The organism is Caulobacter sp. UNC279MFTsu5.1, from assembly GCF_900114015.1.
Lineage (GTDB): Bacteria > Pseudomonadota > Alphaproteobacteria > Caulobacterales > Caulobacteraceae > Caulobacter.
Genome location: NZ_FORN01000021.1, coordinates 1 through 26085 on the forward strand (window position 1 = coordinate 1; position 26085 = coordinate 26085).

At 68.4% G+C, this 26085-nt stretch carries 30 protein-coding genes, 1 other RNA gene and 1 pseudogene; 14 read left to right on the plus strand and 18 right to left on the minus strand.

Features of this window, described 5'->3' with window-relative positions:
* Positions 1-29: 29 nt before the first annotated feature.
* The 3 genes from ssrA to BM066_RS27015 form a co-directional block, all read right to left on the minus strand.
* Positions 30-394, minus strand: a transfer-messenger RNA (tmRNA) gene (gene ssrA, locus BM066_RS13250).
* Positions 360-659 carry an Atu4866 domain-containing protein gene (locus tag BM066_RS13255; protein WP_018061596.1) on the minus strand — a complete coding sequence of 100 codons (300 nt, stop codon included), beginning with the start codon at positions 657-659 and terminating at the stop codon, positions 360-362. Before BM066_RS13255 ends, ssrA begins: the two co-directional genes overlap by 35 nt.
* Entirely contained in the window at positions 656-784 is a 129-nt protein-coding gene (locus tag BM066_RS27015; protein WP_018061597.1) for a hypothetical protein, read from the minus strand. Before BM066_RS27015 ends, BM066_RS13255 begins: the two co-directional genes overlap by 4 nt.
* A gap of 245 nt (positions 785-1029) precedes the next feature.
* Here BM066_RS27015 and BM066_RS13260 point away from each other — a divergent pair, with 245 nt between their 5' ends.
* Positions 1030-1938 (plus strand): AraC family transcriptional regulator, encoded by a 909-nt coding sequence (locus BM066_RS13260; protein ID WP_026176496.1) that lies wholly within the window; start codon positions 1030-1032, stop codon positions 1936-1938.
* A 124-nt stretch (positions 1939-2062) separates the two neighbouring features.
* A complete protein-coding gene (locus tag BM066_RS13265) occupies positions 2063-2725 on the plus strand; it encodes an aquaporin (RefSeq protein WP_089928637.1) in 663 nt (220 codons plus the stop codon).
* Positions 2726-2899: 174 nt separating this feature from the next.
* Here BM066_RS13265 and BM066_RS13270 read toward each other — a convergent pair whose 3' ends face one another.
* From BM066_RS13270 to miaA, 7 genes are all read right to left on the minus strand, one after another.
* Positions 2900-3340: a hypothetical protein gene (locus tag BM066_RS13270; RefSeq protein ID WP_018061600.1), complete on the minus strand. Its 441-nt coding sequence runs from the start codon at positions 3338-3340 to the stop codon at positions 2900-2902.
* Between the two features lie 93 nt (positions 3341-3433).
* Positions 3434-4291, minus strand: a complete 858-nt coding sequence (locus tag BM066_RS13275; RefSeq protein WP_018061601.1) for a hypothetical protein — start codon at positions 4289-4291, stop codon at positions 3434-3436.
* Positions 4292-4293: 2 nt separating this feature from the next.
* Positions 4294-4842, minus strand: a complete 549-nt coding sequence (gene ilvN, locus BM066_RS13280; protein ID WP_028039908.1) for an acetolactate synthase small subunit — start codon at positions 4840-4842, stop codon at positions 4294-4296.
* 160 nt (positions 4843-5002) lie between these two features.
* Positions 5003-6808: an acetolactate synthase 3 large subunit gene (locus tag BM066_RS13285; protein ID WP_018061606.1), complete on the minus strand. Its 1806-nt coding sequence runs from the start codon at positions 6806-6808 to the stop codon at positions 5003-5005.
* A 122-nt stretch (positions 6809-6930) separates the two neighbouring features.
* Entirely contained in the window at positions 6931-6978 is a 48-nt protein-coding gene (locus tag BM066_RS27355) for a hypothetical protein (protein ID WP_369744215.1), read from the minus strand.
* Between the two features lie 118 nt (positions 6979-7096).
* Positions 7097-7579, minus strand: a complete 483-nt coding sequence (locus tag BM066_RS13290; RefSeq protein WP_018061605.1) for a CinA family protein — start codon at positions 7577-7579, stop codon at positions 7097-7099.
* An 85-nt stretch (positions 7580-7664) separates the two neighbouring features.
* Complete coding sequence (miaA, locus tag BM066_RS13295; RefSeq protein WP_018061604.1) at positions 7665-8594, minus strand: tRNA (adenosine(37)-N6)-dimethylallyltransferase MiaA; 930 nt, start codon at positions 8592-8594, stop codon at positions 7665-7667.
* A 56-nt stretch (positions 8595-8650) separates the two neighbouring features.
* Here miaA and BM066_RS13300 point away from each other — a divergent pair, with 56 nt between their 5' ends.
* From BM066_RS13300 to BM066_RS13310, 3 genes are read left to right on the plus strand one after another with little or no spacing between them, the layout of a single operon-like run.
* On the plus strand, positions 8651-9124 hold the full coding sequence (locus BM066_RS13300) for a hypothetical protein (protein ID WP_018061603.1): 474 nt from the start codon (positions 8651-8653) through the stop codon (positions 9122-9124).
* A gap of 57 nt (positions 9125-9181) precedes the next feature.
* The gene (gene serB, locus BM066_RS13305; RefSeq protein WP_089928639.1) at positions 9182-10051 is read left to right on the plus strand and encodes a phosphoserine phosphatase SerB; all 870 of its coding nucleotides are present in this window, start codon (positions 9182-9184) and stop codon (positions 10049-10051) included.
* Positions 10048-10713 (plus strand): HAD family hydrolase, encoded by a 666-nt coding sequence (locus tag BM066_RS13310; RefSeq protein ID WP_089928642.1) that lies wholly within the window; start codon positions 10048-10050, stop codon positions 10711-10713. The genes serB and BM066_RS13310 overlap by 4 nt, the downstream gene beginning before the upstream one ends.
* 138 nt (positions 10714-10851) lie before the next feature.
* Here BM066_RS13310 and hflC read toward each other — a convergent pair whose 3' ends face one another.
* Together hflC and hflK are read right to left on the minus strand one after the other, a co-directional pair.
* Positions 10852-11703: a protease modulator HflC gene (gene hflC, locus BM066_RS13320; protein ID WP_089928648.1), complete on the minus strand. Its 852-nt coding sequence runs from the start codon at positions 11701-11703 to the stop codon at positions 10852-10854.
* Complete coding sequence (hflK, locus tag BM066_RS13325; RefSeq protein ID WP_089928651.1) at positions 11700-12809, minus strand: FtsH protease activity modulator HflK; 1110 nt, start codon at positions 12807-12809, stop codon at positions 11700-11702. Before hflK ends, hflC begins: the two co-directional genes overlap by 4 nt.
* 109 nt (positions 12810-12918) lie before the next feature.
* Between hflK and BM066_RS13330 the strand changes: the two genes are divergently transcribed.
* The gene (locus BM066_RS13330) at positions 12919-14031 is read left to right on the plus strand and encodes an Mrp/NBP35 family ATP-binding protein (protein ID WP_089928654.1); all 1113 of its coding nucleotides are present in this window, start codon (positions 12919-12921) and stop codon (positions 14029-14031) included.
* Positions 14032-14122: 91 nt separating this feature from the next.
* Here BM066_RS13330 and BM066_RS13335 read toward each other — a convergent pair whose 3' ends face one another.
* Together BM066_RS13335 and BM066_RS13340 are read right to left on the minus strand one after the other, a co-directional pair.
* A complete protein-coding gene (locus tag BM066_RS13335) occupies positions 14123-15433 on the minus strand; it encodes an outer membrane protein transport protein (RefSeq protein WP_089928656.1) in 1311 nt (436 codons plus the stop codon).
* Positions 15434-15710: 277 nt separating this feature from the next.
* Positions 15711-16619 carry an SDR family NAD(P)-dependent oxidoreductase gene (locus BM066_RS13340; RefSeq protein WP_089928658.1) on the minus strand — a complete coding sequence of 303 codons (909 nt, stop codon included), beginning with the start codon at positions 16617-16619 and terminating at the stop codon, positions 15711-15713.
* Between the two features lie 82 nt (positions 16620-16701).
* Between BM066_RS13340 and BM066_RS27020 the strand changes: the two are divergent.
* Positions 16702-16809, plus strand: a pseudogene (locus BM066_RS27020) (hypothetical protein); the annotation flags it as partial.
* On the opposite strand, the gene BM066_RS13345 reads toward BM066_RS27020, so the two are convergent.
* From BM066_RS13345 to BM066_RS13355, 3 genes are read right to left on the minus strand one after another with little or no spacing between them, the layout of a single operon-like run.
* Positions 16806-17798, minus strand: a complete 993-nt coding sequence (locus BM066_RS13345) for an HlyD family secretion protein (protein ID WP_089928660.1) — start codon at positions 17796-17798, stop codon at positions 16806-16808. The pseudogene BM066_RS27020 and the gene BM066_RS13345 overlap by 4 nt on opposite strands.
* A gap of 5 nt (positions 17799-17803) precedes the next feature.
* Positions 17804-18583: an ABC transporter ATP-binding protein gene (locus tag BM066_RS13350; RefSeq protein WP_089928663.1), complete on the minus strand. Its 780-nt coding sequence runs from the start codon at positions 18581-18583 to the stop codon at positions 17804-17806.
* Positions 18580-19722 (minus strand): ABC transporter permease, encoded by a 1143-nt coding sequence (locus BM066_RS13355; RefSeq protein WP_089928666.1) that lies wholly within the window; start codon positions 19720-19722, stop codon positions 18580-18582. Before BM066_RS13355 ends, BM066_RS13350 begins: the two co-directional genes overlap by 4 nt.
* A 214-nt stretch (positions 19723-19936) precedes the next feature.
* Here BM066_RS13355 and BM066_RS13360 point away from each other — a divergent pair, with 214 nt between their 5' ends.
* On the plus strand, positions 19937-21217 hold the full coding sequence (locus BM066_RS13360) for a NupC/NupG family nucleoside CNT transporter (protein WP_089928827.1): 1281 nt from the start codon (positions 19937-19939) through the stop codon (positions 21215-21217).
* Between the two features lie 63 nt (positions 21218-21280).
* Positions 21281-21898 carry a glutathione S-transferase family protein gene (locus tag BM066_RS13365; RefSeq protein WP_089928669.1) on the plus strand — a complete coding sequence of 206 codons (618 nt, stop codon included), beginning with the start codon at positions 21281-21283 and terminating at the stop codon, positions 21896-21898.
* Between the two features lies 1 nt (position 21899).
* On the opposite strand, the gene BM066_RS13370 is transcribed toward BM066_RS13365, so the two are convergent.
* Positions 21900-22349 carry a PaaI family thioesterase gene (locus BM066_RS13370; RefSeq protein WP_089928672.1) on the minus strand — a complete coding sequence of 150 codons (450 nt, stop codon included), beginning with the start codon at positions 22347-22349 and terminating at the stop codon, positions 21900-21902.
* 145 nt (positions 22350-22494) lie between these two features.
* On the opposite strand from BM066_RS13370, the gene BM066_RS13375 reads away from it, so the two are divergent.
* The 5 genes from BM066_RS13375 to BM066_RS13395 all read left to right on the plus strand — a co-directional run bounded on the left by BM066_RS13375 (position 22495) and on the right by BM066_RS13395 (position 26022).
* Positions 22495-23352, plus strand: coding sequence for a hypothetical protein (locus tag BM066_RS13375; RefSeq protein WP_143093728.1), 858 nt, complete (start codon positions 22495-22497; stop codon positions 23350-23352).
* The gene (locus tag BM066_RS13380) at positions 23349-23642 is read left to right on the plus strand and encodes a DUF3253 domain-containing protein (protein WP_089928677.1); all 294 of its coding nucleotides are present in this window, start codon (positions 23349-23351) and stop codon (positions 23640-23642) included. The genes BM066_RS13375 and BM066_RS13380 overlap by 4 nt, the downstream gene beginning before the upstream one ends.
* Positions 23643-23716: 74 nt before the next feature.
* Complete coding sequence (locus BM066_RS13385) at positions 23717-24352, plus strand: glutathione S-transferase family protein (protein WP_089928680.1); 636 nt, start codon at positions 23717-23719, stop codon at positions 24350-24352.
* 54 nt (positions 24353-24406) lie between these two features.
* Positions 24407-24994, plus strand: a complete 588-nt coding sequence (locus BM066_RS13390; protein ID WP_089928683.1) for a uracil-DNA glycosylase family protein — start codon at positions 24407-24409, stop codon at positions 24992-24994.
* Positions 24991-26022 (plus strand): alpha/beta fold hydrolase, encoded by a 1032-nt coding sequence (locus tag BM066_RS13395; protein ID WP_089928686.1) that lies wholly within the window; start codon positions 24991-24993, stop codon positions 26020-26022. The genes BM066_RS13390 and BM066_RS13395 overlap by 4 nt, the downstream gene beginning before the upstream one ends.
* Positions 26023-26085: the final 63 nt, after the last annotated feature.

Here is a 26085-nt window from a genome sequence, read left to right on the forward strand (position 1 = left end):
GAGGAGGGAGCCTCGGCGATGTCGTGGGAAGTGGAGGGATTCTGTTGGCAGGCTCCCTCCGGGCCCCGCCTAGGGATCTGAACCCCTAGGACTTAAGAGGCGAGATCACCCGCACCGCATTACGCGGCGATGGCGAACTCTTCAGCGAAGTTATCGTTCGCAGTTAGTTTAGCGGCCCGATACGGTGAGCCACGCCGAGAGAAAGCATACACCTTTACACGTCTGTCGATGCTGATCGGCCCCATGGATTCCCGTGATAACTCGGGAGGTTTTGGTGGAGCCGCCGGGAATCGCACCCGGGTCCAGTCCGCTTATTACGTGCGCGTTTATCCCCATAGTCCGGGCGAACCCGAGCAGATTCAATATAGGGGCTGGGGCTCGCGGATGGAAGACCGTCCGTGTCCGGGGCCATGTCCGGGATGGCGGCGGCGCTGGGCGCGGGGCGGCGGCGCCAGGCTGAGACGGCCCTCGGTCAGCCGGCCGGCCAGCTGGCCGCCGCCGTCCTCGAACAGGCGCACGTCGTCGCCGACCAGCTCGTAATGGCCGGCGAACACCAGCTCGCCGTCGTGATGCTCCTCGAACCGGCCGTCGAGGCGCAGCTCCAGGCTCACCGCCCGGTTGGCGCTGGCCCAGACGCCGGACACGCGGCGGCCGATCAATGGACCGCTCCCCAATGGACGCCATTCACGGCGGAGGCGGCGGTGACGAGGGCGGTGGCGGTCAGCCAGGCGGCGACGAACCACCGAGGCGCGGCCTGGGGCTGGCGGGGCGTGTAGCGGGTCATGATATCCTCGGGGGCGGACGGCCGCTGCGTCGCTCGATCCCGGGTCCGGACCTCGGGAGAGGACGGGCCCGGGAAGGGGCGGCGACGGCGGCGGGGCGGGACATTCCCACCATGACCCACGGATCGCCGTTCCCGATAGACCGATGCTGCCCCTTGATTGCACGATCCTGCACATCACCTGTGACAGGCGTGACGGGCCGTTTCGCCGGGCGTAGGACAACATCCTTCAACACAAGGAAATGTCGATGGTCGAGCAAGGCGAACTCGCCGCTCTGATTGAACGATACGCGCCTCACGATGGCGATCACGAGGTTTGCGACAAGGTCTCGCTGCACCGCTCGAGCCAGCCTACCGAACCCAAGCACGGCGTGTTCGGGGCGGCGGTCTGCGTGGTGGCCCAGGGTCGCAAGCAAGTGCTCAGCGGCGGATCGGTGCTGGTCTACGATCCGCTGAACTACCTGGTCGCCTCGGTCGACCTGCCGGTGATCGGCCAGGTCATCGAAGCCTCGCCGGAAGAGCCGTATCTCTCGTTTCGCATGACCCTCGACCCGGCGGTGATCGGCGATCTGCTGCTGCAGCTGGGCGGCGAGCCGGCCCTGGCCCAGGACGCCGGGCCGCTGGTCGGGGCCATGGCGGTCAGCCGGGTCAACCCGCCCCTGCTGGACGCGGTGATGCGAATGGTTCGGCTGGTCGACACCCCGCGCGACGCCGCCGTCCTGGCCCCGCTGATCGAACGCGAGATCCTCTACCGCATGCTGCTGGGCGACCAGGGGCCGCGCCTGGCCCAGGTCGCCCGAGCCGACGGCCGCATGCGCCAGGTCAAGCGGGCCATCGGCTGGATCACCCAGCACTTCAACCAGCCGTTCAGCATCGAGGAACTGGCGGCCGAGGCGCGGATGAGCCCCTCGGCCCTGCATCGCCACTTCAAGGCGGTCACCGCGCTCAGCCCCTTGCAGTACCAGAAGCAGATCCGCCTGCAGGAGGCGCGCAAGCTGATCCTGGCCCAGCGGCTGGACGCAGGTTCGGCCGGCCATGCGGTGGGCTATGACAGCCCCTCGCAGTTCAGCCGCGAATATGCCCGGCTGTTCGGCGCGCCGCCCCTGCGCGACGCGGCGCGCCTGAGGGGCCGGCCGGACATGCTGTTGGACACCTGACGCGCTCGCCACCTGTGGTCGACCGCCTGGCGAATTTCCCCTATTCCAGGACTCGCCAAATAGAGACAAGCTCGCGGGGCTTGTCTTCAAGGTGAAGCGCGGGCGCGGAGTGGGAGATCGCGAAATGTCAAAAATTGTTGCCGAGTTCATCGGCACCTTTGCTTTGGTCTTGTTCGGCTGCGGTGCGGCCGTTTTGGGGGGCGACCATGTCGGACAACTTGGCATAGCCTTGGCGTTCGGCTTCGCGATCGTGGCCATGGCCTACGGCATCGGTCCGGTCTCGGGCTGCCACGTCAATCCGGCGGTCAGCCTGGCGGCCTTCGTGGCCGGGCGGATGAGCGTCAAGGAGATGCTGCTGTACTGGGTCGCCCAGTTCGTCGGCGCGACGGCGGGGGCGGCGGTGCTGCTGCTGATCGCCGGGGGTACGGCGCACGGCCTGGGCCAGAACGGCTGGGGACCGGGCTATGGCGGCGGCTTCGGGATCGAGGCGGCCTTCGTGTTCGAGGTGGTGATGACCGCCTTGTTCGTGATCGTCATCCTGGGCTCGACCGGCACCGACGCCGCACCGGGCTTCGCGGGGCTGGGCATCGGCATCGCCCTGGCGGTGATCCACATCGTCGGCATCCAGGTGACCGGCGTATCGGTCAACCCGGCCCGCAGCTTCGGTCCGGCCGTCCTGGTCGGCGGCCAGGCCGTGGCGCAGCTGTGGCTGTTCTTCGTCGCCCCGGCGATCGGCGCGGTGCTGGGCGCGCTGCTCTATCGCTTCAACGTGCTGAAGGTGGGCTGAGGCGAGCCTGAACGGCCTGCGCCTAGGTCGCCCAAATCGTTGTCATCCCGGAAGCCTCGCGGAGGCTGTCCGGGATCCAGGGCCGGCGCAATGCGGTGGTCCTGGATCCCGGCCTTCCGCTTCGCCACGACCGGGATGACAACATTAGGGTTGGTTTCGGATAGGTCCCGACCCTCAATGCGGCAGGTCGGACCAGTTGATCATGACATGGTTCTTGGCCTGGCCGACGATGGTGATCTTCTGGCCCTTGTCGTCGCTGAGCGCATCGAAGACGTACCGGGCGCCGTCGCGAGTGATGTTCTGCACGACCTTGCCGCCGGCGTCGTAGGTGACCAGGGCGAAGGACGTCCGGTTGTCGGCGAAGCTGTAGATCCAGGTCCTGTAGGCGCCGTAGTAGATGACGGGGCAGGTCTTGCTCATCTGCGCGCCGTCGTCCGGAACCTTGACGCAGACGACCTGCAGCCCCGGGGGAACCGCGGGCGCCTCCCCGATTGGGTCGTACTTGATCTGCGGCGTATGCGGCACGGCCTGGGCCTGGACGGCGCAGGCCGCGCCCAGGGCGACGACGACGCCGGCCGCGGCCAGCATGGATTTCAGGGCGACGATCTTGACCATGGTTTCCCTCCCGGAGTCATGGTCAAGGTTGATACCGGCGTTATCCGGGAATTGCAATTTTAAAGGGTGTTTACGCGGGGAGCGCGTCAGGCGCTAGGTCGGCGGGCTGGAGGGCGTTTCCGGTTCGTCTTCGGGCGGAACGGGCACGGCGGGCGGCTGGGGACGGCTGTTGGTTCCGGCCTTGAGTCGGCCGCCAGAGGCGATCAGCGAGTCGTAGGCCCGTTGCTGGCGCGAGAAGTCGCCGCCGCGCGCGAACATCGCGTCGAACCGGGCGTCGCGTCCAGAGGCCGTCGACAAGGCCGCCGCCAGGGCCGGGGCGATGGAGCCCACCTCGGCGTCATCGCAGGCCCGGCGCAGGTGGCGGGCCTGGCCGGGGACCAGCAGGGTGACATCCCAGGAGACGCCCTCCAGGCACACGGGCTCCACGGCGCCGCCGCCGTAGTCGACGATCACCGAGCGCGGCTGGCCCCACATCGGCGCGCCGACCAGGGCCTTCAGCGGCGGGATCTGCTGGGGGGCGAGCTCGGCGTCGATATCGACGCGGCGGCCGATCTCCGGCGTGCAGCAGCCGAGGCCGGCCCGGGCCTGGACGAAGGCGCGGCCGTCGCGGCGCACGGTGACCCGGACCACCGCCTGGCGCACCCCGGTCGCCGGCCGCGCCCAGACCTCCAGCACCAGCTCACCGCGCTTGATCAGCTGACTCTGCAGGGGCTGCAGGCCCCAGAGACGGTAGAGCAGGGGATCCACGCCGTTGTCGATCGGCACCAGGGTCTCGCCCGGACGCAGGCGGCGGCCCTGGAACGGGTCCTGCTCGGGCGGCGGCTTGGGGATTTCCGGGGCCCACCACACCGCCGGGTCGGGCGGCGGGGCGGGAACGGTTTGAGGGGCGGGTTGCTGGCCGGCGAGGGCGAACCCCGTCAGGAGGCCGGCCAGAAGCATCGCGCCCGTCATGGCTACATCCCTTCAACGCCCCTCTCGATGGAAAGCACGCCGGTGCGCGACAGTTCCACCAGGCCCAGCGGCCGCATCAGGTCTAGGAACTTGTCGATCTTCGAGGGCGCGCCCGAAATCTCGAACACGAAGCTCTCCAGGGTGGTGTCCACGGGCTTGGCGCGGAAGATCTCGGCGATGCGCAGGGCCTCGACGCGGTCGACGCCCTGGCCGCGCACCTTGACCAGGGCCAGCTCGCGCTCGACGCCGTTGGGGTCGCGGGTCACGTCGTGCACGCGGCGGACATTGACCACCTTGTTCAGCTGGGCCTCGATCTGGTCGAGCACGTGACGGGTGCCGCGGGTGACCACGGTGATCCGGCTGGTGTGGGCCTTGCGATCGGTCTCGGCGACGGTGAGGCTCTCGATGTTGTAGCCGCGCGCGGCGAACAGCCCGACCACCCGGTGCAGCACGCCCGGCTCGTTGTCGACCAGCAGGGCGAAGGTCGCGGTCTGCTCGACCTGTTCGTTGGGGGCCATGTCGTAGGCGGAGGCGGGTTGGAGGTCGGTCATCGCGTTACTGTAGCCCCTAAAGTTTGAAGTTTCCCTCCCCCTCGTGGGGAGGGGGGACCAGCGAAGCTGGTGGGTGGGGTTTCCGTCCCTTTGACTCATCAAGCCCCACCCGACCCCTTCGGGGCCACCCTCCCCATGAAGGGGAGGGAAGGAATAGAGGCTAGACCAGCCCCGCGCCTGCCGCGCCGATGACGTTCCCGATGTCCTCGACGTCGCCCATGATCATCTCGTTGTGGGCCTTGCCCGAGGGGATCATCGGCAGGCAGTTCTCGTGCTTCTCGACGCGGCAGTCGAAGACCACGACCTTGTCGCTGTTGATCATCTCCAGGATCTTGCCGTCCAGCTCGGCTGGATCGTCACAGCGGATGCCGACGGCGCCATAGGCCTCGGCCAACTTCACGAAGTCGGGCAGGCTGTCGGAATAGGAGTGGCTGTAGCGCTCGCCGTGCAGCAGCTGCTGCCACTGGCGGACCATGCCCATCCATTCGTTGTTCAGGATGAAGATCTTGACCGGCAAGTCGAACTGGATCGCCGTCGACAGCTCCTGGATGCACATCTGGATCGAGGCCTCGCCGGCGATGTCGACGACCAGGCTCTTGGGATGGGCCAACTGCACGCCTAGGGCGGCGGGCAGGCCGTAGCCCATGGTGCCCAGGCCCCCGGAGGTCATCCAATGGTTGGGCTCCTCGAAGCGGAAGAACTGGGCGGCCCACATCTGGTGCTGGCCGACCTCGGTGGTGATGTAGACGTCCTTGTCGCGGGTCAGGGCGTACAGCCGCTCGATGGCGTACTGCGGCTTGATGACCGTGTCAGAGCGGCGATAGGCCAGGCACTGGCGGGCGCGCCACTGGTCGATCTGGGCCCACCAGTCGGTCAGGGCGGCCTTGTTGGCCTGGTGGCCGGCGGCCTTCCAGGCGGCGATCAGATCCTCGAGCACGCTGCCGGCGTCGCCGACGATCGGCAGGTCGACGCGGACGTTCTTGTTGATCGACGAGGCGTCGATGTCGATGTGGATCTTCTTGCTGCCCGGCGAGAAGGCGTCGAGACGCCCTGTGACGCGGTCGTCGAAGCGAGCCCCGACGCAGATCATCACGTCGCAATCGTGCATGGCGTTGTTGGCCTCGAACGTGCCGTGCATGCCCAACATGCCCAGCCAGGCCGGGTCGGCCGCCGGGAAGGCGCCCAGGCCCATCAGGGTCGAGGTGACCGGCGCGCCGGTCAGGGCCGCGAACTCGCGCAGGGCCTCACTGGCCTTGGGGCCGGCGTTGATCACGCCGCCGCCGGTGTAGAAGATCGGCCGGCGGGCCTGGGCGATCAGCCGGGCGGCCTCGGCGATGCGGTTTTGATCGCCCTTGATGCGCGGATTGTAGGCGTGGGTCGAGGCGACCTCGGTCGGACCGAAATATTCGCCCTTGGCGAACTGGACGTCCTTGGGGATGTCGATCAGCACCGGGCCGGGGCGGCCGGTGGTGGCGATCTTGAACGCCTCGTGGATGATCTGCGGCAGGTCGCGGACATCCTTCACCAGGTAGTTGTGCTTAGTGCACGAACGGGTCATGCCGACCGTATCGGCTTCCTGGAAGGCGTCCGTGCCGATCAGGTGGGTCGGGACCTGACCGGTGATGACCACCATCGGGATCGAGTCCATCAGGGCGTCCATGATGCCGGTGATGGCGTTGGTCGCGCCGGGGCCCGAGGTGACCAGGACGACGCCCGGCTTGCCCGAACTCCTCGCATAGCCTTCGGCGGCATGGGTGGCGCCCTGCTCGTGGCGGACCAGGATGTGCTGCAGGCGCGGCTCGTGAAACAGCGCGTCGTAGATCGGCAGGACCGCGCCGCCCGGATAGCCGAACAGCACCTCGACGCCCTGGTCCACCAGGCCGCGGACCACGATCTCGGCGCCGGTCATGGCGCGGGAGGCGGTGTCGACGGCGGTCGAGCTCTCGATGGTCTGGTGGGCGGTCATGGCGGTGATCCCTGGGGTTGGGAAACTGGGCAGCGGGGAATGGGGCAGCGGGGAAGCGGAAAAGAAAAAAGGCCCCGAAGGACCTTTGTGCGCGCGACCGATCTATCAGCGTGACTTCGAGGTCACGCCGTGAACGGCCGCTCCATAAGTACGATCATGGTGTTGCGCACGAGTGTTGCTCCAAATGGATGTTCGGGAAATGCCATGCTCGCCGAGGGGCGTCAAGGCGCGCTTTGACGCAAGAAACGACCCGTTGCGCGGGGGCAACGGCGTCGTCCGGGGCGAAATTCAGCTCAGGGTTTCCAACAACAGGGCAAGGGCGTGCTCGGCAAAGCGCCGCATGTTGGTCTCGCGGTCGTCCAGGCCCGTCTCGACGGTAAGACTGACCTCCTTATCCGGCCCGACCACGGCGGCGCAGCTGTGGCCCGCCGCGTCGCCATAGCGGTTGCCGTCCGGCCCGGCCGCGCCGGTTTCCGACAGGCCCCAGGTCGCCTTCAGGTTCTTGCCGGCCACTCGGGCCAGCAGCACGGCGTAGGGCTCGCTGGCCGAACGCAGGCCGTCCATGGCCTTCTGCGGGATGTCCAGCAGGGTCAGGCGGGCGCGGGCGGTGTAGACCACGGCCCCGCCGACATAGAACTTCGACGCGCCCGGCACGGCCAGCAGGGCCGCGGAAATCAGGCCGCCGCTCGAAGATTCGGCCACGGCGAGCGTCTCGCTCCGTTCGGTCAGGCGAGCGGCCACGGCGGCGGCGAGGCGGGCGAGTTCGGTCATGAGGTCAGTCCTGTGTGTCGGGGGACTTGCCCCCACCTGGCGGCTTCGCCGCCTGTCCGCCCCCATAGGGGGCGGAGCGCTTGCCTTAAGGCTCTTCCCCCTCTGGGGGAAGACGATCGCGAAGCGATCCGTAGGGGGGAAGTGCGGCGACCCGTTCCCAATCCGGCGTCTGGTTTCGGAACCAGGTCATCTGCCGTTTGGCATATCGCCGCGTCTCCTGGCGCGCGGCGTCCAGCGCCGCGTCCAGATCCGTCTCGCCCCGCAGGTGCGCGGCCAGTTCGCGGTAACCGACCGCTTTCAGCGCCGGCAGGGACGGGTCCAGGCCGCGCGCTTCCATCGCGGCCACCTCGTCCAGCGCCCCGTGCTCGACCATCAGGCCCAGGCGGGCGTCGCAGCGGGCGTAGAGCTCGGCGCGGGACGGGTCGAGCACGACGCCGCGCCAGGTTCCCGCCTCGAGGGCGGGCCGGGTGTCGGTCTGCCAGGCGGTCAGCGACTTGCCGGTGGCCACGGCCACGGCGTGGGCGCGGACCAGGCGCTGGCGGTCGCCGATCTCGATCCGGGCCTCGGCCTGAGGGTCGAGCCCGGCCAGGATGTCGCGGAACTCCGGCTCGCCCTGGGCGGCGTATAGCAGGGCCGAGATCTCGCGCTGGGTCTCGGGCACCGGCGGCACGTCGGCCAGGCCGTGGGTCAGGGCGCGGAAATAGAGGCCCGTGCCGCCGACCACGATGGCGGGACGGCCGCGGGCGGCGATGCCGGCCAGGATCTGCGTCGCCGCCGTCAACCAGCGCCCGACCGACCAGCCGTCGGCGGCGTCGGCGACGCCGAACAGGTGGTGCGGCGCCTGGGCCAGGTCCTCGGGGGACGGCCCGGCCGTCAGCACCCGCAGGCCGGCATAGATCTGCATGGAGTCGGCGTTGACGATCTCGCCGCCGGTCTCGCGCGCCAGGTTCAGGGCCAGCGCCGACTTGCCGCTGGCCGTCGGCCCGGCGATAAGGACGATCTTTGTATCAGGCAATCTCGGGTCGAGTCCTTTTTCTGGTCTCGAGGGGTTGGCGTCTTCGGGGACAAACCATGAAAACCACCTTCGGCGCCATCCTGGCCGGCGTTCTTGTTCTGGCGGCGTCTCCAGCCCTGGCGGCTTCGGGTGACCGCACCACGCCGACCCAGGTCCCGACTCAGACCCCGGTCGAGAAGGCGCCCGAGGCCGAAGGGCCGCCCAGCCTGGACGAGCGCCTGGGCTGCGGCGTGATGCTGGTGACCATCGACGAGGTGCTGCAGCGCAATCCGCAACTGGCGGCGAGTTTCTCGAAGGGCAACAGCGCTGGGGCGACGATGGTCCCGATGTTCAAGCTGCTGGGCGTTAGCGGCGGGCAGGTGCTGGACAAGGCCTATGCCGAGGGCGTGGCCCAGGGCGCGGCGCCGTCGGCGCTGTATCGCCGGGGCGTGGCGGCCCTGTCGGCCAGGATCAACCAGGGCGGCGGCGGCAAGGACCAGGCCATGGCGGTGTTCAGCCGCTGCATGTCGGTGGCTGCGCCCCAATCCTGAGGCCCGTCGCGACGCTTGAAGGTTGACGCGGGCGGCTTCCTCCAATAGCCGCCCCTCATGCTCGCGATCACCCTCGTCTCGCCCGATCCCGCCGCCCTGGCGGAGGCCGCCGCCGCCGTGCGCGCCGTCCTGACGCCTTCGTCCGAAACCCGGCTGGGCGAGGGGGCGCTGGACCTGCTGGCCGACCTGCCGCCAGTGGAGACGCACCAGGCGGTGAAGGCCGCGGTCGGCGACCGGCCCGTCGACTTCGCTGTTCAGTCAGACTGGAACCGCAGGAAGCGCCTGCTGATCGCCGACATGGACTCCACGATCATCAATGTGGAGTGCCTGGACGAGCTGGCCGACTTCGCCGGGGTCAAGGACAAGGTCTCGGAGATCACGGAGCGCGCCATGCGCGGCGAACTGGCCTTCGAGGGCGCGCTGCGCGAACGGGTGGGCATGCTCAAGGGCCTGTCGGTCGACGCCCTGCAGGCCTGCTACGACGACCGCGTGAAGCTCAATCCGGGCGCGCGCACCTTGGTGCGGACCATGGCCGAGCACGGCGCCCGCTGCGCCCTGGTGTCGGGCGGCTTCACCTTCTTCACCGCGCGGGTGGCCCAGGCCGCCGGCTTCCACCTGAACCGCGCCAACACCCTGATCGAGGAGGGCGGCCGGCTGACCGGGACGGTCGGCGAACCGATCCTGGGCAAGGAAGCCAAGCTGGCGGCCTTGCGGGAAGAGACCGCGGCCCGGGGCCTGACCCCGGCCGACGCCCTGGCGGTGGGCGACGGCGCCAACGACCTGGCGATGATCGAGGTCGCGGGGCTGGGCGTCGCCTACCGCGCCAAGCCGATCGTCGCGGCCCAGGCGCATGCGAAAGTCGACCACGCCGACCTGACCGCCTTGCTGTACTTCCAGGGCTACACCCAGGCGGAGTTCGTTTCGTGACCTTCCCGCGCGGCGTCCAGGCGGTGGTGTTCGACATGGACGGGCTGCTGCTGGACACCGAGACGGTCTACCAGGCGGCGATGATCGAGGCGGGCCAGGCGTTTGGGGTCGACTTCACGGCCGCCACCTACCGCTCGATGGTCGGCAAGACCAATCCGGAATGCGGCGTGATGCTGCGCGAGCTCTATGGGCCCAGCTTTCCGGTCGAGGATTACTTCGCCCGTACCTGGAGCGACGTCGAGGCGATTCTCGAGGCCGAGGTGCGGCTGAAGACCGGGGTGATGGAGATCCTCGACTATCTGGACGCCCTGGGCGTGCCGCGGGCCATCGCCACCTCCAACAGCCGTCAGGCGGTGGACCGCTATCTGGGCCGCTTCGACCTAGTCAAACGCTTCCACGCGGTGGTCGCCAACGCCGACGTCGTGCGTCACAAGCCGCATCCGGATCCCTATCTGGAGGCCGCCCGCCGGCTGAACGTGCATCCGACCCTGTGCCTGGCCCTCGAGGACTCCCACCCCGGCGTCCGCGCGGCCCACGCGGCGGGGATGATGACGATCATGGTGCCCGACATCCTGGATCCCACCGAGGAGATCGCGGAGAAGTGCGTGCACATCGCCGAGAGCCTGCACGTGGTGATGGATCTGCTGAAGGCGGCGGCTTAGCGGTCTTTCTGTCCGCAAGCGCTGCGTCCTTCGAGGCTCGCCTACGGCTCGCACCTCAGGATGAGGAAGTCAGCAACAAAGCTCCTCATCCTGAGGCGCCCCCGCAGCGGGCCTCGAAGGGCGCAAGGCGATTGACGCCTACCCCGCCGGACCTTTCTCGAAGTACTTGAAGAAGGCGCTGTCGGGCGAGAGCACCAGGGTGGTGTCGCCCTGGCCCAGCGCCTTCTCGTAGGCCGACATCGACCGGTAGAAGGCCGCGAAGCCCGGGTCGCGGCCGAAGCTTTCGGCGAACAGCTGGGCGCGCTGGGCGTCGGCGTCGCCGCGGATCTTTTCGGCCTCTTCGTAGGCCGTGGCGACGATCTCGCGGCGCTTCTGTTCGCCGATAGCACGCAGCTCGGCGGCTTCCTGCTTGCGGGCGGTCTGCATGCGCTCGAACACCGCCTGCTCGTTGGTGGGCGGCAGGTCGGCGCGCTTGATGCGCACGTCGATGATCTGGACGCCCAGGTTGGAGGCGGCCACCTGGCGGGCGACGCGTTCGCGGATGGCGGTCATCACCTGGGCGCGCTTGCCGGCGATCACCTCTTCCGAGGTCGAGCGGCCGATCTCCTCGCGCAAGGCGGCGTTGACGATGCGGTCGAGGCGGTCGGTGGCGACGCTCTCCTGGCCCAGGGTGCGGTAGAACTGGCGCGGGTCGGTGATGCGGTAGCGGACGAAGGCGTCGACCACCAGCCGCTCCTGGTCGGCGGCGGTGACCTCCTCCGGTTGGGCGTTGATCATCTCGATGTTGCGCTTGTCGAACCGGATGACGGTGTCGAACGGGCTCTTCAGGTGCAGGCCCGGCGTGGTCACCGTCGCCACGGGATCGCCCAGGCGGACGAGCAGGGCCTGCTGCCGCTGGTCCACCTGGAACAGGGTGAAATTGGCCAGGATCAGCAGGAACAGCGCGCCGACGCCGGCGACGACGACGGGTCCGTTGTTGAGGCGGTTCATCGGACAACTCCCTCGCTGCCGGAAACGGAGGGGGACACCGACGGACCCTTGGGCCTGAATGCGTCGGGGGGCAGGATCACCGGGGCCGTGGCGCCCTTGTTGTCGATGATCACCTTGTTGGACCGTTCCAGCACCCGCTGCATGGTCTCGATATAGAGGCGCTCGCGGGTGACGGCGGGGGCCAGCTTGTACTGGGCGTAGACCTGGTTGAAGCGATCGGCGTCGCCGGCGGCTTCGCGCACCACCTGCTCGCGATAGCCCAGGGCCGCCTGCCTGATCTGGGCGGCTTCGCCCCGGGCGTTGTTGGCGGCGGATTCGGCGTTCTGGGCGGCGCGCTGCACGTCGCGATAGGCCTCCAGCACCGGACCCGGCGTGGTGGCGGCCTGGATGTTGACGCTCTGGATCGAGACCCCGACGTCGTAACGGTCGAGGATGCGCTGCATCAGCTGCTCGGTCTGGTCCTGCACCTGACCGCGGCCGGTGGTCAGGATCGGGGTCAGGGCGGTGCGGCCGACCACTTCGCGCATGGCGCTTTCGGCCACGTCCTTGATCACGGTGTCGGGGTCGCGAACGTTGAAGGCGTACTTGGCCGCGTCCGAGACCTTCCATTGCACGGTGAAGCTGAGGTCGACGATGTTCTCGTCGCCGGTCAGCATCAGGCGCTCGTCCGGCAGCGGCTGGCTGACCGTGCCGCCGATGTCGAGGGTCTGGATCGAGGTGACGGGCACCAGTTCGGCGTGCTCGATCGGCCAGGGCAGGTGGTAGCGCAGGCCGGGCTGGGCGGTGCGGCTGTAGGCGCCGAACGTGGTGACCACCGCCTGTTCCTTGGGCTGGACCACATAGCAGCCGGAGATGGCCCACAGCGCGATCACGCCCAAGGCGGCGGCGCCGACCGCGCGCGATCGGCGGGGCCCGCCGAAGGTCTGGCGCATGCGATTGGACAGCCGATCGAGCATGGCGTTGAGGTCGATGGGCGGCGGTGCGTCGCCGGGGCTGCCGGGACCATCGGGGCGCGGCTCTTCGCCCCGGTTCCGGTCCGCGTCCTTCTTGTCGTCGTTCGGCGGGGACCCCCAGGGTCCGGGGCCGGCGTTGTCGTTCCAGGGCATGGGCGGTCTGGTCTTCCGGTCACAGCGAATGGCGGGCCAAATGGCGGGTTGTAAAACCACCCCCGCACGCGGATATGAAAGCCCCCGCAGTACAAGGCAAGACAATCCCGTGACCGCAGCTTCCCCCGCCACTCTCGACGACGCCCGCGCGGCGCTGGACCTAGTCGTCGATCCGGTCTCCGGCGAGGGGCTGGTGGCGGCCGGCTTGGTGCAGGGCCTGGTCGTGCGCGCCGGCCGCGCCGGCTTCATGCTGGAGGTTCCGGCTTCCCAGGCGGCGACCTACGCTCCGGTGCGCGAGGCGGCCGAAAAGGTCCTGGCGGGCCTGCCCGGCGTCGACGTCGCCCAGGTGGTGCTGACCGCCCAGGCGGCCGAGGGCGCGACGCGGGTGCGCAAGGGCGCCAAGGTCTCGGAAGACGGCCAGGCCCGGCTGGTCCCGCCGCCGGAGGCCGAAAAGCCGGCCCACGTGAAGCACGTGATCGCCGTGGCCTCGGGCAAGGGCGGGGTGGGCAAGTCGACCGTGGCCACCAACCTGGCCTGCGCCTTCGCCGCCCAAGGCCTGCGGGTCGGCCTGCTGGACGCCGATGTCTACGGCCCCTCGGCCCCGCGCATGATGGGCGTCGACGGCGAGCCCAGCTTCGAGGACGGCAAGCTGCAGCCGCTGCAGGCCCATGGGATCAGGCTGATGTCGATCGGCTTCCTGGTCGACGAGGGCAAGGCGATGATCTGGCGCGGCCCGATGGCCTCGTCGGCCGTCCGCCAGATGATCCACGACGTGGCCTGGGGCTCGGAGGCCGCGCCGCTGGACGTGTTGGTCGTCGACCTGCCGCCCGGCACCGGCGACATCCAGCTGACCCTGGTCCAGAAGCTGCGGATCGACGGCGCGGTGCTGGTCACCACCCCGCAGGAGATCGCCCTGATCGACGCTCGCCGCGCGGCGGCGATGTTCGGCAAGACCGCCACCCCGATCCTGGGGCTGATCGAGAACATGGCCTTCTTCGCCGATCCTGCGACAGGCGCGCCGATCCCGATCTTCGGGGCCGGCGGCGGGGTGGCGGAGGCCAAGGCCCTGGGCGTGCCGGTCCTGGCCCAGGTTCCGATCGAGATCGCCGTGCGCGAGGCCGGCGACGCCGGAACGCCGGTGGTGCTGCGTGCGCCGGACAGCGCGGCGGCCAAGGCGTTCGCGGAGGCGGCCCGGGCGCTTTGGGATGGAATGAAGGGCTAAGGCGAAGGGCGGGGACGCCCACAGGGGAGCAAAGAAAAAAGCCGCCCGGGTTTCCCCGGACGGCCTCATCCCGTTCAACTCGCGTCGAAGCCTAGAAGCTCCAGCGCAGGCCCGTCGACAGGACCACGGCCGAGCCGCCGACGTCGCCCTTCATGTTCAGGGTCGTCGCCGCCGGGGTGCCGGCGTAGATCGTCTCGGTGCGGTTGATCTTGGTGTCGTCGAAGCTGATGTACGACAGGGCCGCGTCCCACTGGATGGCGTCGGTGGCCTTCCAGGTCGAGCCGATGGCGTACAGCATGCGGTCGCCGTCCGGCACGCGGGCGGTGCGGCCGACATCCGGGGTCGGGGTCGGGTCGTACTGTACGCCGGCCCGCAGGGTCAGCTTCGGGTTGACGTCATAGTCGACGCCGGCCGCCACTGTGGTGGTGTCCTTGTAGTTCTGCTGGCTGACGCTGCCGCCGCCCGTATAGGTGACGACGATCTTGTCGAACTCGCTCCAGCCGATGCGCGAGACCGAGGCGTTGAGGGTGGCCTTGTCGGTCACCTGCCAGCGGGCGCCCAGGTGGGCCATCCACGGGGTGGTGATCTTGGCCAGGCCGTCGGTGTTGACGTTGGCGGCGGTCAGCGGGCCAAGCAGGCCGGTGACCAGCACCTTGCCGTCCAGTTCGTGCTTGATCTGCGAACGGTAGGACGCGCCGATCGTCAGGGCCGGGGTGGCGTGGAATTGGGCGCCGACGTTCCAGCCGTAGTCCCAGTTGCCTTCGCCCTTCAGCGACGACGAGCCGTCGGGCAGCAGGGGCGACAGGTTCGGCAGGGCCGAGGTCAGTTCGGCGTCGGTGTACTGGGCCGAAACGCCCACGCCAAGGTCGAGCATGTCGTTGACGCGGTAGGCGACCACGCCGTTGACGTCGATGGTCTTCAGGTTCGACTTCAGGGCGTCGTAGCGGGTCCAGCTGCGGCTGTTGTAGTCGGTGGTGAAGTTGTAGGGCGCGGCGACGGAGAGGCCGACGGCCAGCTTGTCGTTGACGCGGAAGGCGCCGGCCAGGTTGGGGACGATGCCGTTGTTGATCGGGCCGCCGGCATAGGGCTCGCCGCCCACCGGGGTGGTCAGGCCGCCCGGGATGACCGGACGGGTCAGGGTCGAGCCGGCGTTGTTGACTTGGGAATCGACCTGAACCAGGTGAACGCCGCCATAGATCTCGTTCTTGTCGAGGCCGGCGATCGAGGCGGGGTTCCACCACAGGCTGGCGGCGCCGCGGTCGGCCACTTCGCCCGAATAGGCGCGGCCGGCGCCGCGCACCGATTGTTCCTGCAGGTAGAAGGCGGCGGCCGAGGCTTGCGAAGCGGCGACCAGCGTGGCGAGCGCCACGCCCGCGGCGAGGGAGATACGCGAAAGGGACATGAGAGACGACCTTCTGGGGAGGAAGCTCCGGCGACCTTGGTGGCGCCGGTTGCCGTCGCTCTAACGCATTCAGTCAAAAAACGTTGCTATTTATTCGCGAAACCGTGAATTTTGTGCAGAGCGTCAAAGAAAACCGAGCTTTGGGCCGAGTCTGTATTTCGATGTTCCGTCAGTTATGCTCGAAGTTGCCTGAAAAGGACGCAAACAAGTTGACGTAAGGGAAATCTACGCCAGCCCAGTTCGCGTCACAATTCAATTTTGGTGTTTCCCGGACGTTCTAGCCGCCCGCCAGCTTGCGGAAGAACTTCGCGCCCTGTTCGCCGCCGTTGTAATAGGCCTTCTGGCCGGGCTCGGCGGTGATCGCGTCCCAGTTGTCGCGGACTTCCTCGGCCGAGAGGCCGCCTTCGCCCAGATAGACGCCCTCGGTCTCGAAGATCCGCGACAGGGCGAAGGCTCCGGCGCCGGCCGTCAGGATCGCCCCGGTCGGAGCGTCGTCCGACACCAGGTAGACGACGCCCGGGGTTACATATTCCGGCTTCAGCTTCTCCAGCACTTCCGGCGGCATCAGGCCTTCGGTCATGCGGGTGGCCGCCACCGGGCTGATGGCGTTGATCTTGACGTTGTTCTTGGCGCCTTCGAGCTTGAGGGTGTTCATCAGGCCCAGCACCGCCATCTTGGCCGCGCCGTAGTTGGACTGGCCGAAGTTGCCGTACATGCCCGACGACGAGGTCGTCACGACGATACGGCCGTAGTTCTGGGCCTTCATGATGTCCCAGACGGCCTTGATCGGCTTGAAGGTGCCCAGCACGTGGACCTGGATGACGGCCTCGAAATCGGCCAGCTCCATCTTGCTCAGGGTGCGGTCGCGCAGGATGCCGGCGTTGGCGATCAGGATGTCGATCCGGCCCCACGTCTCCATGGTCGTCTTGACCAGGTCGGCGACGCCGGCGTCGTCGGTCACCGAGGCGCCGTGGGCGATGGCCTGGCCGCCCAGGGCCTCGATCTCGGCCACCACGGCCCTGGCCGCCTCGGACGAACCGCCTGAGCCGTCGACGCTGCCGCCCAGGTCGTTGACCACCACCCTGGCCCCGCGCCGCGCCAGCTCCAGCGCATGCTGCCGGCCCAGGCCTCCGCCGGCCCCCGTGACGATCGCGACCTGACCGTCGAACCGGATGTCGTCCGCCATGCTCGTATCTCCCTCAAACGCCTGTTTGGTTTGGCGCGTTTTTGCGGCGCGGGAGGGGGGGCGTCAAGGGTGAGACCGTACCTCCTTCGAGGCTCGGCTTCGCCTCGCACCTCAGGATGAGGAAGTCAGCAACAGAACTCCTTATCCTGAGGCGGCCGCGAAGCGGGCCTCGAAGGACGCACGGTATTAGCTCTTGGCCGGATCCGGCTGCGTATTGGCCGGGCGCTTGGCCCCGGCCACGGCGCCGGGTTTCATGAACTTCACCAGCACCCGCTGACCGATCAGGAACGGCGTGCCGTCCGCGCTGATCACCACCTCGACCACCCGGGCGTCGGTGCGCTCGGACGGGTCGTCCGACTGCAGCTTGCGGGCCCCGAACACCGCGGCGCGACGCAGGACCTTGCCGGTGTAGACCTTGGTCTGGTCGGCCTCGGGGATGATCTCGACAGACTGGCCGAGGGTGACGAAAGGGATGGCCGACTCGCTGATCTCGGCGCGGACGATGCGGGCCGTCTGCGGCTCCAGGTCGAACATCGGGGTGACGTTCAGCGACGAGGCGCCGGCTCCAGGATTGGCGTACCGGCGAGCGATGCGGCCGTTCGCCGGGGCGCGGATGATCGTCAGTTCCTGGTTGTACCGGGCCTGGTTCAGCTGGGCGGCATAGACCCCGATGGCGGCGCGTTGGGCGGCCAGATCGGCGTCGGCCTTGGCCACGGCGTCGCGGGCCTGATCCAGCTTCTGGGCGGCGACGAAGTTGGAGGTGGTCAGGGTCTGCAGGCGCGCCAGTTCGCGCTCGGCGCTGCGGCGCTGGACCTCGATGACGGCGATCTGCGAACGCGCCTGGGCCAGGTTGGCGGCGGAGGTCTCGGCGGCCAGGCGCGCGTCGTCGTCCTCCTGCTTGGCCAGCACCTGGCCCTTGGTCACGACGTCGCCTTCCTGGACCAGCACCTCGCGGATGATGCCCTGACGGCGGGCGGCCACCTGAATAACCCCGCCCTCGACGTCGGCCTTGCCGTCGGCCACCGCCTGATAGGGCGTGGCCGGCGCGGCGGCGGCGATCGCCGCCATCTTGGCCTTCTTGGTCTTGGCCTGACCGCTCATCACGAAGAAGACCGAGACGAGGGTGAGAACGATCAGAATGACGACCCAGAAAGAGGGACGGCGAAGCAGGGCGGGCATGGAACTCAGGCTCCGATCAGGGGGCGATCGCTCGACACGGTGGTCGAGGCGGAGGTAACGCGACGGTCGTCGAGAATGCGGCCGTCTTCGATGTGGATCACGCGGTCGGCGAAGGTTTCCAGGCGCGGATCGTGAGTGACGCAGATCACCGCAGCCCCGTGCTCCTTGGCGGCGCGGTGCAGCAGCCTGGTGACGACCTGGCCGTTCTCGCCGTCGAGGGCCGAGGTCGGCTCGTCGGCGAACAGCAGCTTGGGCTGCTTGGCCAGGGCGCGGGCGATGGCGACGCGTTGCTTCTCCCCGCCTGACAGCTCAGCCGGCTTCTGGTTCATCCGCTTGCCCAGGCCCACCTCTTCCAGCGCGGTCACGGCCATAGCGCGAGCCTTGTCCGGGCTGTGACCCTGGTACTTCAGCACCGTGGTCACCTGCTGCAACGCGCTGAGGGCCGGGAACAGGTTGAAGCCCTGGAAGATGAAGCCGCAGTTATCGAGGCGGAAGCGGTCCAGCTTGCCGGCGCTCAGGCCCTTGGGACGCCCGTCGGGACCGCCCCAGAGGTCGACGCTTAAGGCCTCCACCTTGCCGGCGTCGGGCCGCAGCAGGCCCGAGAGGCAAGCCACCAGGGTCGATTTGCCTGAGCCCGAGGGACCCATGACCATGGTCACGTCGCCGTGCAGGGCGTCGAAATCGACGTCCTTGAGCACTTCGATGTAGGTGCGCCCGGTCTTGAAGCGCTTGTTCAGGCCTTTGGCGACGACAGCGCGCTTGCCTGCAGGAAAAGAGACGCTCATCGCAGCAGGTCCGCCGGTTGGCTTTTCTTGAGGATGCCCAAGGCCATCAGCCCCGAGAGCACGGAGATCAGGATCAGGAACACGGCCACGCCGATGACGATCGGAATCGGGAAACTCATCGGCACGCCATTGGACTTGGCTAGCAGGGTGACGCCGAACACCAGCACGGCCGTGGCCGCCAGGCCGGCCACGCCGGTCCAGAAGCCCAGCTCGATGACGACCATGCGCAGCGAGCCCATCGAGACGCCCAGGGCGCGCAGGGCGGCGAACTCCTTGATGTTGGCCAGGATCGCGCCGCGCAGGGTCTGGGAGGTGATGCCCACGCCGATGAACAGGCCCAGGATCAGCGACGAGATCAGCATGATGCCGATGAAGCTCTCCTTCATCATCGCCCCGTCATTGGCGTCCGACAGCTCCTGGCGGGTCCAGGCGCGATATTTCTTTTCGGAGCTGGCGTTGAGTTGGTCGCGCACCCGTTCGGCCATTTCGGGGTGCTTGATGCGGATCATCAGCGGGCCCACGCGGCTGCCGTTCGAAGCCTGGCCCAGCAGGCGCAGGGTGTCGCGCGAAATGACGATCGTCGGCTGCATCATGTTGGGATAGCCGTCGAGGATATAGCGGACATGGACGGTCTGGCCGTTGATCGCGGCGGTGTCGCCGACCTTCTTGATCCCCAGCTTGGCCATGCCCGTCCGGTCGATCGCCACGGCGTAGGGCTCGAGCAGGGCGATGCGAATGTTTTCGTTGTAGTCCTTGGGCCAAGTCACGGAGTCCGAGCGCGGATCGACCGCCGAGGTCTGGATCCATTCGCGCACCTGCTTCTTGCCCGGCGCGGGGACGTTGGTCCAAAGCCCGTTGCCGCCATCGAGATCGGCGACCTCGGTGACCTCGGGATGCATGTACATCTGGGCCATGACGCGGCGCGGCAGGCCGCTGCCGCCGTTCATCAGGCTCTCGGCCTTGGGGCCCAGCACCATGATGTCCGCTGGGGATCGGTCGATGGTGGCGGTGAAGCCCTTGCCTATGCCGGTAAACATGCCGACCTGCGCCAGGACCAGCAGGCCCGCGAACGCCAGGGCGACCACGGCCGCCATGTACCGGCGCCACTCGTACAACAGTGTGGCCAAGGCCAACGACATGCTCGCAACGCTCCCCAAATCCAGGGTTGCAGCAATGCCCGGCGAACTTCAAGCGGCCAAGTTAAATCGGAGTAAGGCGCCCAAGCAGGGGCCATCGGCGGCCCGACGATCCGGATCGTCGCAAGGCGCTTGCGTCGCGCCCCCCATTCATAGTCATTTGGTCCCTTGGCTGCGTCGCGGGGGCGCGTCGCTCATTTGGGGTCCTTCCGTCTTGATCTTCCTTCCCGAGAACGTCCAGGCCCTGGCGGGCGTGGCGCTGATCCTCGGCCTTTGCTGGCTGGTGTCCGAGAACCGCAAGCGCTTCCCGCTGGTGCTGGCCGTCTGCGCGATCGCCATCCAGCTGATCCTGGTCTTCGTGCTGTTCCGGCTGCCGGCCATGCGCGACGCCCTGCAGGGCGTGAACGGCGCTGTCGAGGGGCTGGCCTCGTCGACCCAGGCGGGCACCAACTTCGTGTTCGGCTACCTGTCGGGCACCACGCCGCCCTATGCCGAGACCAATCCGGGGGCCGGCTTCCTGTTCGCCTTCCGTGTCATGCCGGTGATCCTGGTGGTCTGCGCCCTGTCGGCCCTGCTGTGGCACTGGGGCATCCTGAAGTGGCTGGCCAAGGGGCTGGGCTTCCTGTTCCAGAAGACCCTGGGCCTGCGCGGCCCGCCCGCTCTCGCGACCGCCGCCACCATCTTCATGGGCCAGATCGAGGGGCCGATCTTCATCCGCGCCTATCTGGAACGCCTGACCCGCTCGGAGCTGTTCATGCTGATCGCGGTCGGCATGGCCTGCGTCTCCGGCTCGACCATGGTGGCCTACGCCACCATCCTGCACGACGTGCTGCCCAACGCCGCCGCCCACGTGCTGGCCGCCTCGCTGATCTCGGCCCCGGCCGGGGTGCTGCTGGCCCGGATCATGGTGCCCGGCGACCCCAGCGAGAAGTCCGACGACCTGGACCTGGCCGAGGGCGACAAGACCTATGGCAGCTCGATCGACGCGGTCATGAAGGGCACCACCGACGGCCTGCAGATCGCCCTCAACGTCGGCGCCACCCTGATCGTGTTCATCGCCCTGGCCACCATGGTCGACAAGATCCTGTTCGCCCTGCCGATGGTGGGCGGCGAACACCTGAGCATCGCCCGCATCCTGGGCGTGATCTTCTCGCCGCTGGCCTGGGCGATGGGCGTGCCTTGGAAGGAAGCCGGCGCGGCCGGCGGCCTGCTGGGCGTCAAGCTGATCCTGACCGAGTTCACCGCCTTCATCCAGATGGCCAAGACCGGCCCGGAGCTGCTGGACCCGCGCACCCGGATCATCATGACCTACGCCCTGTGCGGCTTCGCCAACATCGGCTCGGTGGGCATGAACGTCGCCGGCTTCTCGGTGCTGGTGCCCAACCGCCGGCAGGAGGTGCTGGGCCTGGTCTGGAAGGCGATGATGGCCGGCTTCCTGGCCACCTGCCTGACCGGTTCGCTGATCGGCCTGATGCCGCGGGCCTGGTTCGGGCTCTAAACACCTTTTCTTCCGCCGCGGAACCGAAGCATCCTCCCGGTCAAAAGCCGGGAGGATTTCCTTTTGAAGCTCTACGACAGCCGCCGCGCGCCCAATCCCCGCCGCGTGCGCTGGTTCATGGCCGAGAAGGGGATCGAGGACATCGAGGTCGTCGACATCGACATCTTCGGCGGCCAGCACCGCACGTCCGAATACCTGGCCAAGGCCGGCCTGCCCAACGTGCCCGCCCTGGAGATGGACGACGGCCGGACCATCACCGAGTCGGTGGCCATCTGCCGCTACCTGGAAGCGCTCTATCCCGAGCCCAACCTGTTCGGCGAGGATCCTTGCGAGTCCGCGGTGATCGAGATGTGGACGCGCCGCGCCGAGATGATGGTCGCCACCCCGCTGATGATGCTGGTGCGCCACAGCCACCCGGCCCTGGCGGCCATCGAGACCCAGCTCCCCGAGATCGCCGCCGCCAACCGGGCCATGGCCGAGAAGGGCTTGAAGATGCTCGACCGTAGCCTGGCCGACAGCGAATTCATCGCCTGCGAGCGGCTGACCATCGCCGATATCCTGGCGGCGACCGGTCTCGATTTCGCCCGCATGGCGCGGTTCCGCCCGGATCCGGAGCTGGTCAACGTCAAGCGCTGGCTGGAGGGCATGATGGCCCGGCCGGCGGCGAAGGCGGGGGTGTAGGTCAGCGCGGCCTGATCTTCTTGATCACCCCGGAAAAGTTCAGCATTGGCGATCCGCCTGTCGACACCAGCCCGCGCACGAACAGCAACGAGCCGCCGGCCTTGGTGACCTCGCCGGTCGATTCCACCAGGTCGCCGGCCTTGGCCGGACCCAGGAACTCGCCGTTCAGGCTGACGGTCACGGCCCGCACGTCCTTCAGGTGCGCCCACGAAATCGAGAACAGCGAATAGTCGGCGAAGGTCATCATGCAGCCGCCATGCATGAAGCCGCCGCCGTTCATGTGGCGGGTTTCGGCGCGGAAGGCGTTGCGGATCACGCCGTTTTCCTCCCGAAAGTAGAACGGCCCGGTCTGGTCCTCGAAGGCGTCCATGCCCGCCCAGGTGCGCCAGCCGGCCCATTCGCCGTCGGTCACCAGCTTGGGCCCGTCCCAGATCTCGTTGCCGCCGTCCATGTTCCGCCCCTTCGTTGTCTTTGAGGACCTAAGGCCCGGCGGCGAAGCGCGCAAGTCGGCGCGGACCAGGCGCTGTCAGCAACAATCGGCGTGACGATCCGTAGGTGCGCCGTGCACAGTCCGGGCGACTCGGCGGGAGGGGCTCATGGCGGTTGGAAAGTGGATGGCGCGGATCGCGGCGGGGATCGTCGCGCTGATGCTGGCGGGTCCGGCCTGGGCCGGCGTGATGTCGCCGTTCGAGTTCCGGCTGGAGCTGCGCGACGCCATCCACCGGATGTCGCCGAAGGCCAGGATCGAGATGGTCGGCGACGACACGCTGCGCGTCTTTCCGCCTGGATCCAAGCCCGACGACGGGGTCTCATTGTTCATCGGCAACGCCTATCAGCGCTATCTGAACAAGCCCGAGCAACTGGAGACCATCGTCGGCCAGATGGCGCGGTCGGCGCTGGGCGACAACGATCTGGCTGCGGTCACCCCGGAAAGCCTGGTCGTGCTGATCCGGCCCATGGACTACGTGACCCAGCCCGGCGCCGAGAACTTCAAGCTGCTGACGCGGCCGTTCGCGGGCGACTTCATCGAGATCGTCGCCGTCGACGGGGAGGAAACCTTCACGATGACGCCCGCCGACAAGATCATGCCGCTGTTCCCCGACGTGGCGGCGGCCTGGGCGCGGGCCGAGGCCAACACGCGCGCCAAGATGGGACGCATGGAGATCGAGACCCTGGAGCCCGGGGTCTGGACGATCACCAACGAGAGCAGTCTGGCTTTAAACTTCGTCACCCAGCCCGAGACCTGGAAGATCCACGGCGTGACCATGACCGGCGATCCGGTCGCCGTCTTCTCGCAGCGCAATCTCTTGCTGCTGGCCGACGGCGGGGATAAGGACCGGCTGGAACGCGTCGCGATGTTCGTCGATCAAATCGCCGGCGACCCCGAAATCATCTCCACGACCATGTTCATCCGTCACGACGGCGTCTGGTCGGTGCTCGAGCGAAAACCATGACCACCCCGATCCAAGACACCATCCTCTCGCAACTGGCCGCCGTGGCCGCCGGCAAGTCCATCGATCCGATGTCGGTCGCCAAGGCCATCGAGCCCGAGCGCTGGCAGCGCGTGCTGGGCCACGTGCGGACCAACGCCGTCGAGCTGGCCCGCGAGGGCAAGATCGTCATTCTGCGCCACAACAAGCCGGTGAATCCGGAGAAGTTCCGCGGCGTCTACCGGCTGCGCCTGCGCCAGGAAGGCGATCCGACCAGCTTCGAGGAGGCGGCGGACGAGGGCGGCGAGGAATAGCCCCGGTCACCTAAGTCTTGAATTAAAACCCAACCCGTGGACCTATGAGGGGAACTCATAAGGGAGGGTCCGCCATGATCGTCTACGGCTCGTCGTTGTCGCCCTATGTGCGCAAGACCCTAGCCTTCGGGGCCGAGAAGGGGCTGACGCTGGAGAACAAGGTCTCGCGGCCTGGCGAGCCGGATCCCGACTTCCTGGCCTGCAGTCCGTTCCGCAAGATTCCCGGGTTCAAGGACGGCGACTTCCTGATCTCGGACTCCTCGGCGATCATCACCTATCTGGAAGCTCTGCACCCCGAGCCGAACCTGATCCCGCCGGACCCGCGCAACCGGGCGCGGGCGGTGTGGTTCGAGGAGTTCGCCGACACCCTCGTGGTCGCCGCCGCCGGGCCGCTGTTCTTCAACCGCATCGTCGGCCCGCGCTTCATGGGCAAGACCGGCGACGAGGGCGTCTGCCTGAAGGCCGAGCGCGAGACGATCCCGCCGCTGCTGGACTATCTCGAACGCACGGTTCCCGACGGCGGCGGCTTCCTGCTGGAGGACCGCATCACCCTGGCGGACATCGCCGTGGCCAGCCCGTTCGCCAATCTCGGCCACCTGGGCTTCGACCTGTCGGCCTGGCCTCGGACCCGGGCCTATGCCGAGGCGATCCTGGCCCGGCCGTCGTTCGCCGGACTGATCGCCAGGGAAAAACGCCTGCTGGCCGCCTAGGCGCCGCGCTTGGTCGCGCTTGTCGGGCGGCGGCGGGCCTCCTAACTGCACGCCATGCCGCTGGATGCTCTCCTCGCCGACATCGCCGCCTGCCGGGCCTGCGCGCCGTACCTGCCGCATGCGCCCAGGCCGGTGGTGCGGGTCAGCCCGGCGACCCGCCTGCTGATCTGCGGCCAGGCGCCGGGCCGGCTGGTGCACGAGACCGGCCTGCCGTTCAACGACCCGTCCGGAAACCGCCTGCGCGACTGGATGGGGATCGACCGCGAGACCTTCTACGGCCGCCAGGAGATCGGCGTGGCGGCCATGGCCTTCTGCTTTCCCGGGACCAACCCCAAGGGCGGCGACTATCCGCCGCCGGCCCGCTGCGCCGCCCTGTGGCGGCCTCAGCTGCTGGCCGCCTTGCCCAGGGTCGAGCTGACCCTGCTGGTCGGGAGCCATGCCCAGGCCTGGGCGTTGGGGGAACGGATGAAGGCCAGCATGACCGACACCGTCGCCGCCTGGCGCGACCATATCGACGCGGGCGTCCTGCCCCTGCCGCACCCGTCGTGGCGCAACACCGGCTGGTTCAAGCGCAACCCGTGGTTCGAGGCCGAGGTCGCGCCCTATCTTCGCCGCCGAGTGGCGGGCATTCTGGCGTCATGAACCGTCGGACTCTTCTTCTCGGGGCGGCCAGCGCGGCCAGCCTGGCCGCCTGCGCCCCGGTCACCCAGCATCCCGGCCCGGGCGAGCTGGGCTATCGCGGCCCCCGGCTGGACGAGGACGGCCTGTTCAGCTTCGACGGGACGAGGCTGGGCCTGATGAAGTGGCTGCCGCCCGAGGGGCGGCCGGTCACCCACGTGATCGTCGCCCTGCACGGCATGAACGACTATTCCAACGCCTTCCACCTGTCCGGACCGTTCTGGGCCGGACAGGGGATCGCCACCTACGCCATCGACATCCGGGGCTTCGGCCGTTCGCCCGACCGCGGCGTCTGGGCGCCGCCGGACCTGGTGATCGAAGACATCCGCACCGCCGTCGCCCTGGTCCGCGAGGCCCATCCCGAGGCCAAGGTCGCCCTGGCCGGCGAGAGCATGGGCGGGGCCCTGGCCATCGTCGCCATGGCCTCGGATCGGCCGCCCGCCGCCGACCGCGTGCTGCTGTTCGCCCCGGCCGTCTGGGGCTGGTCGAACCAGCCGCTGCCCTACAAGACCAGCCTGTGGATCACCGCTCACACCACCCGCGGCTGGGTGGTCAAGCCGCCGGAATGGCTGGTCAGGAACGTCCAGCCCACCGACAATATCGACGAGCTGCGGCGCATGGGCCGCGACCCGCTGATGATCTGGGGCGCGCGCTCCGACACCCTCTACGGCCTAGTCGGGCTGATGGAGAAGGCCTGGGCGTCGCTGGGCAAGGTTCAGGTTCCGGTCGCCTATTTCTACGGGGCCAACGACCATATCATCCCCAAGGAGCCGACCATGGAGGCGGTCCGCCGGCTCAAGCCCGACGACCGCTCGGCCTATTACGCCAACGGCTGGCACCTGCTGCTGGTCGACAACCAGGCCCAGGTGGTGTGGACCGACGCGGCCTCGTTCCTGAAGGACCCGCAGGCCGACCTGCCGTCCGGCGCCCCGCCGATCCCCGGCGCGCCGACCGCGCCGAACGTGGTGCGCTCGCAGATCTCAAAACAATAGTTCCTCCGCTCATCCCGGCGTTCGCGGGATGAGCGGGGTTTTTGGGTGCGGCGAGGTGAGGCC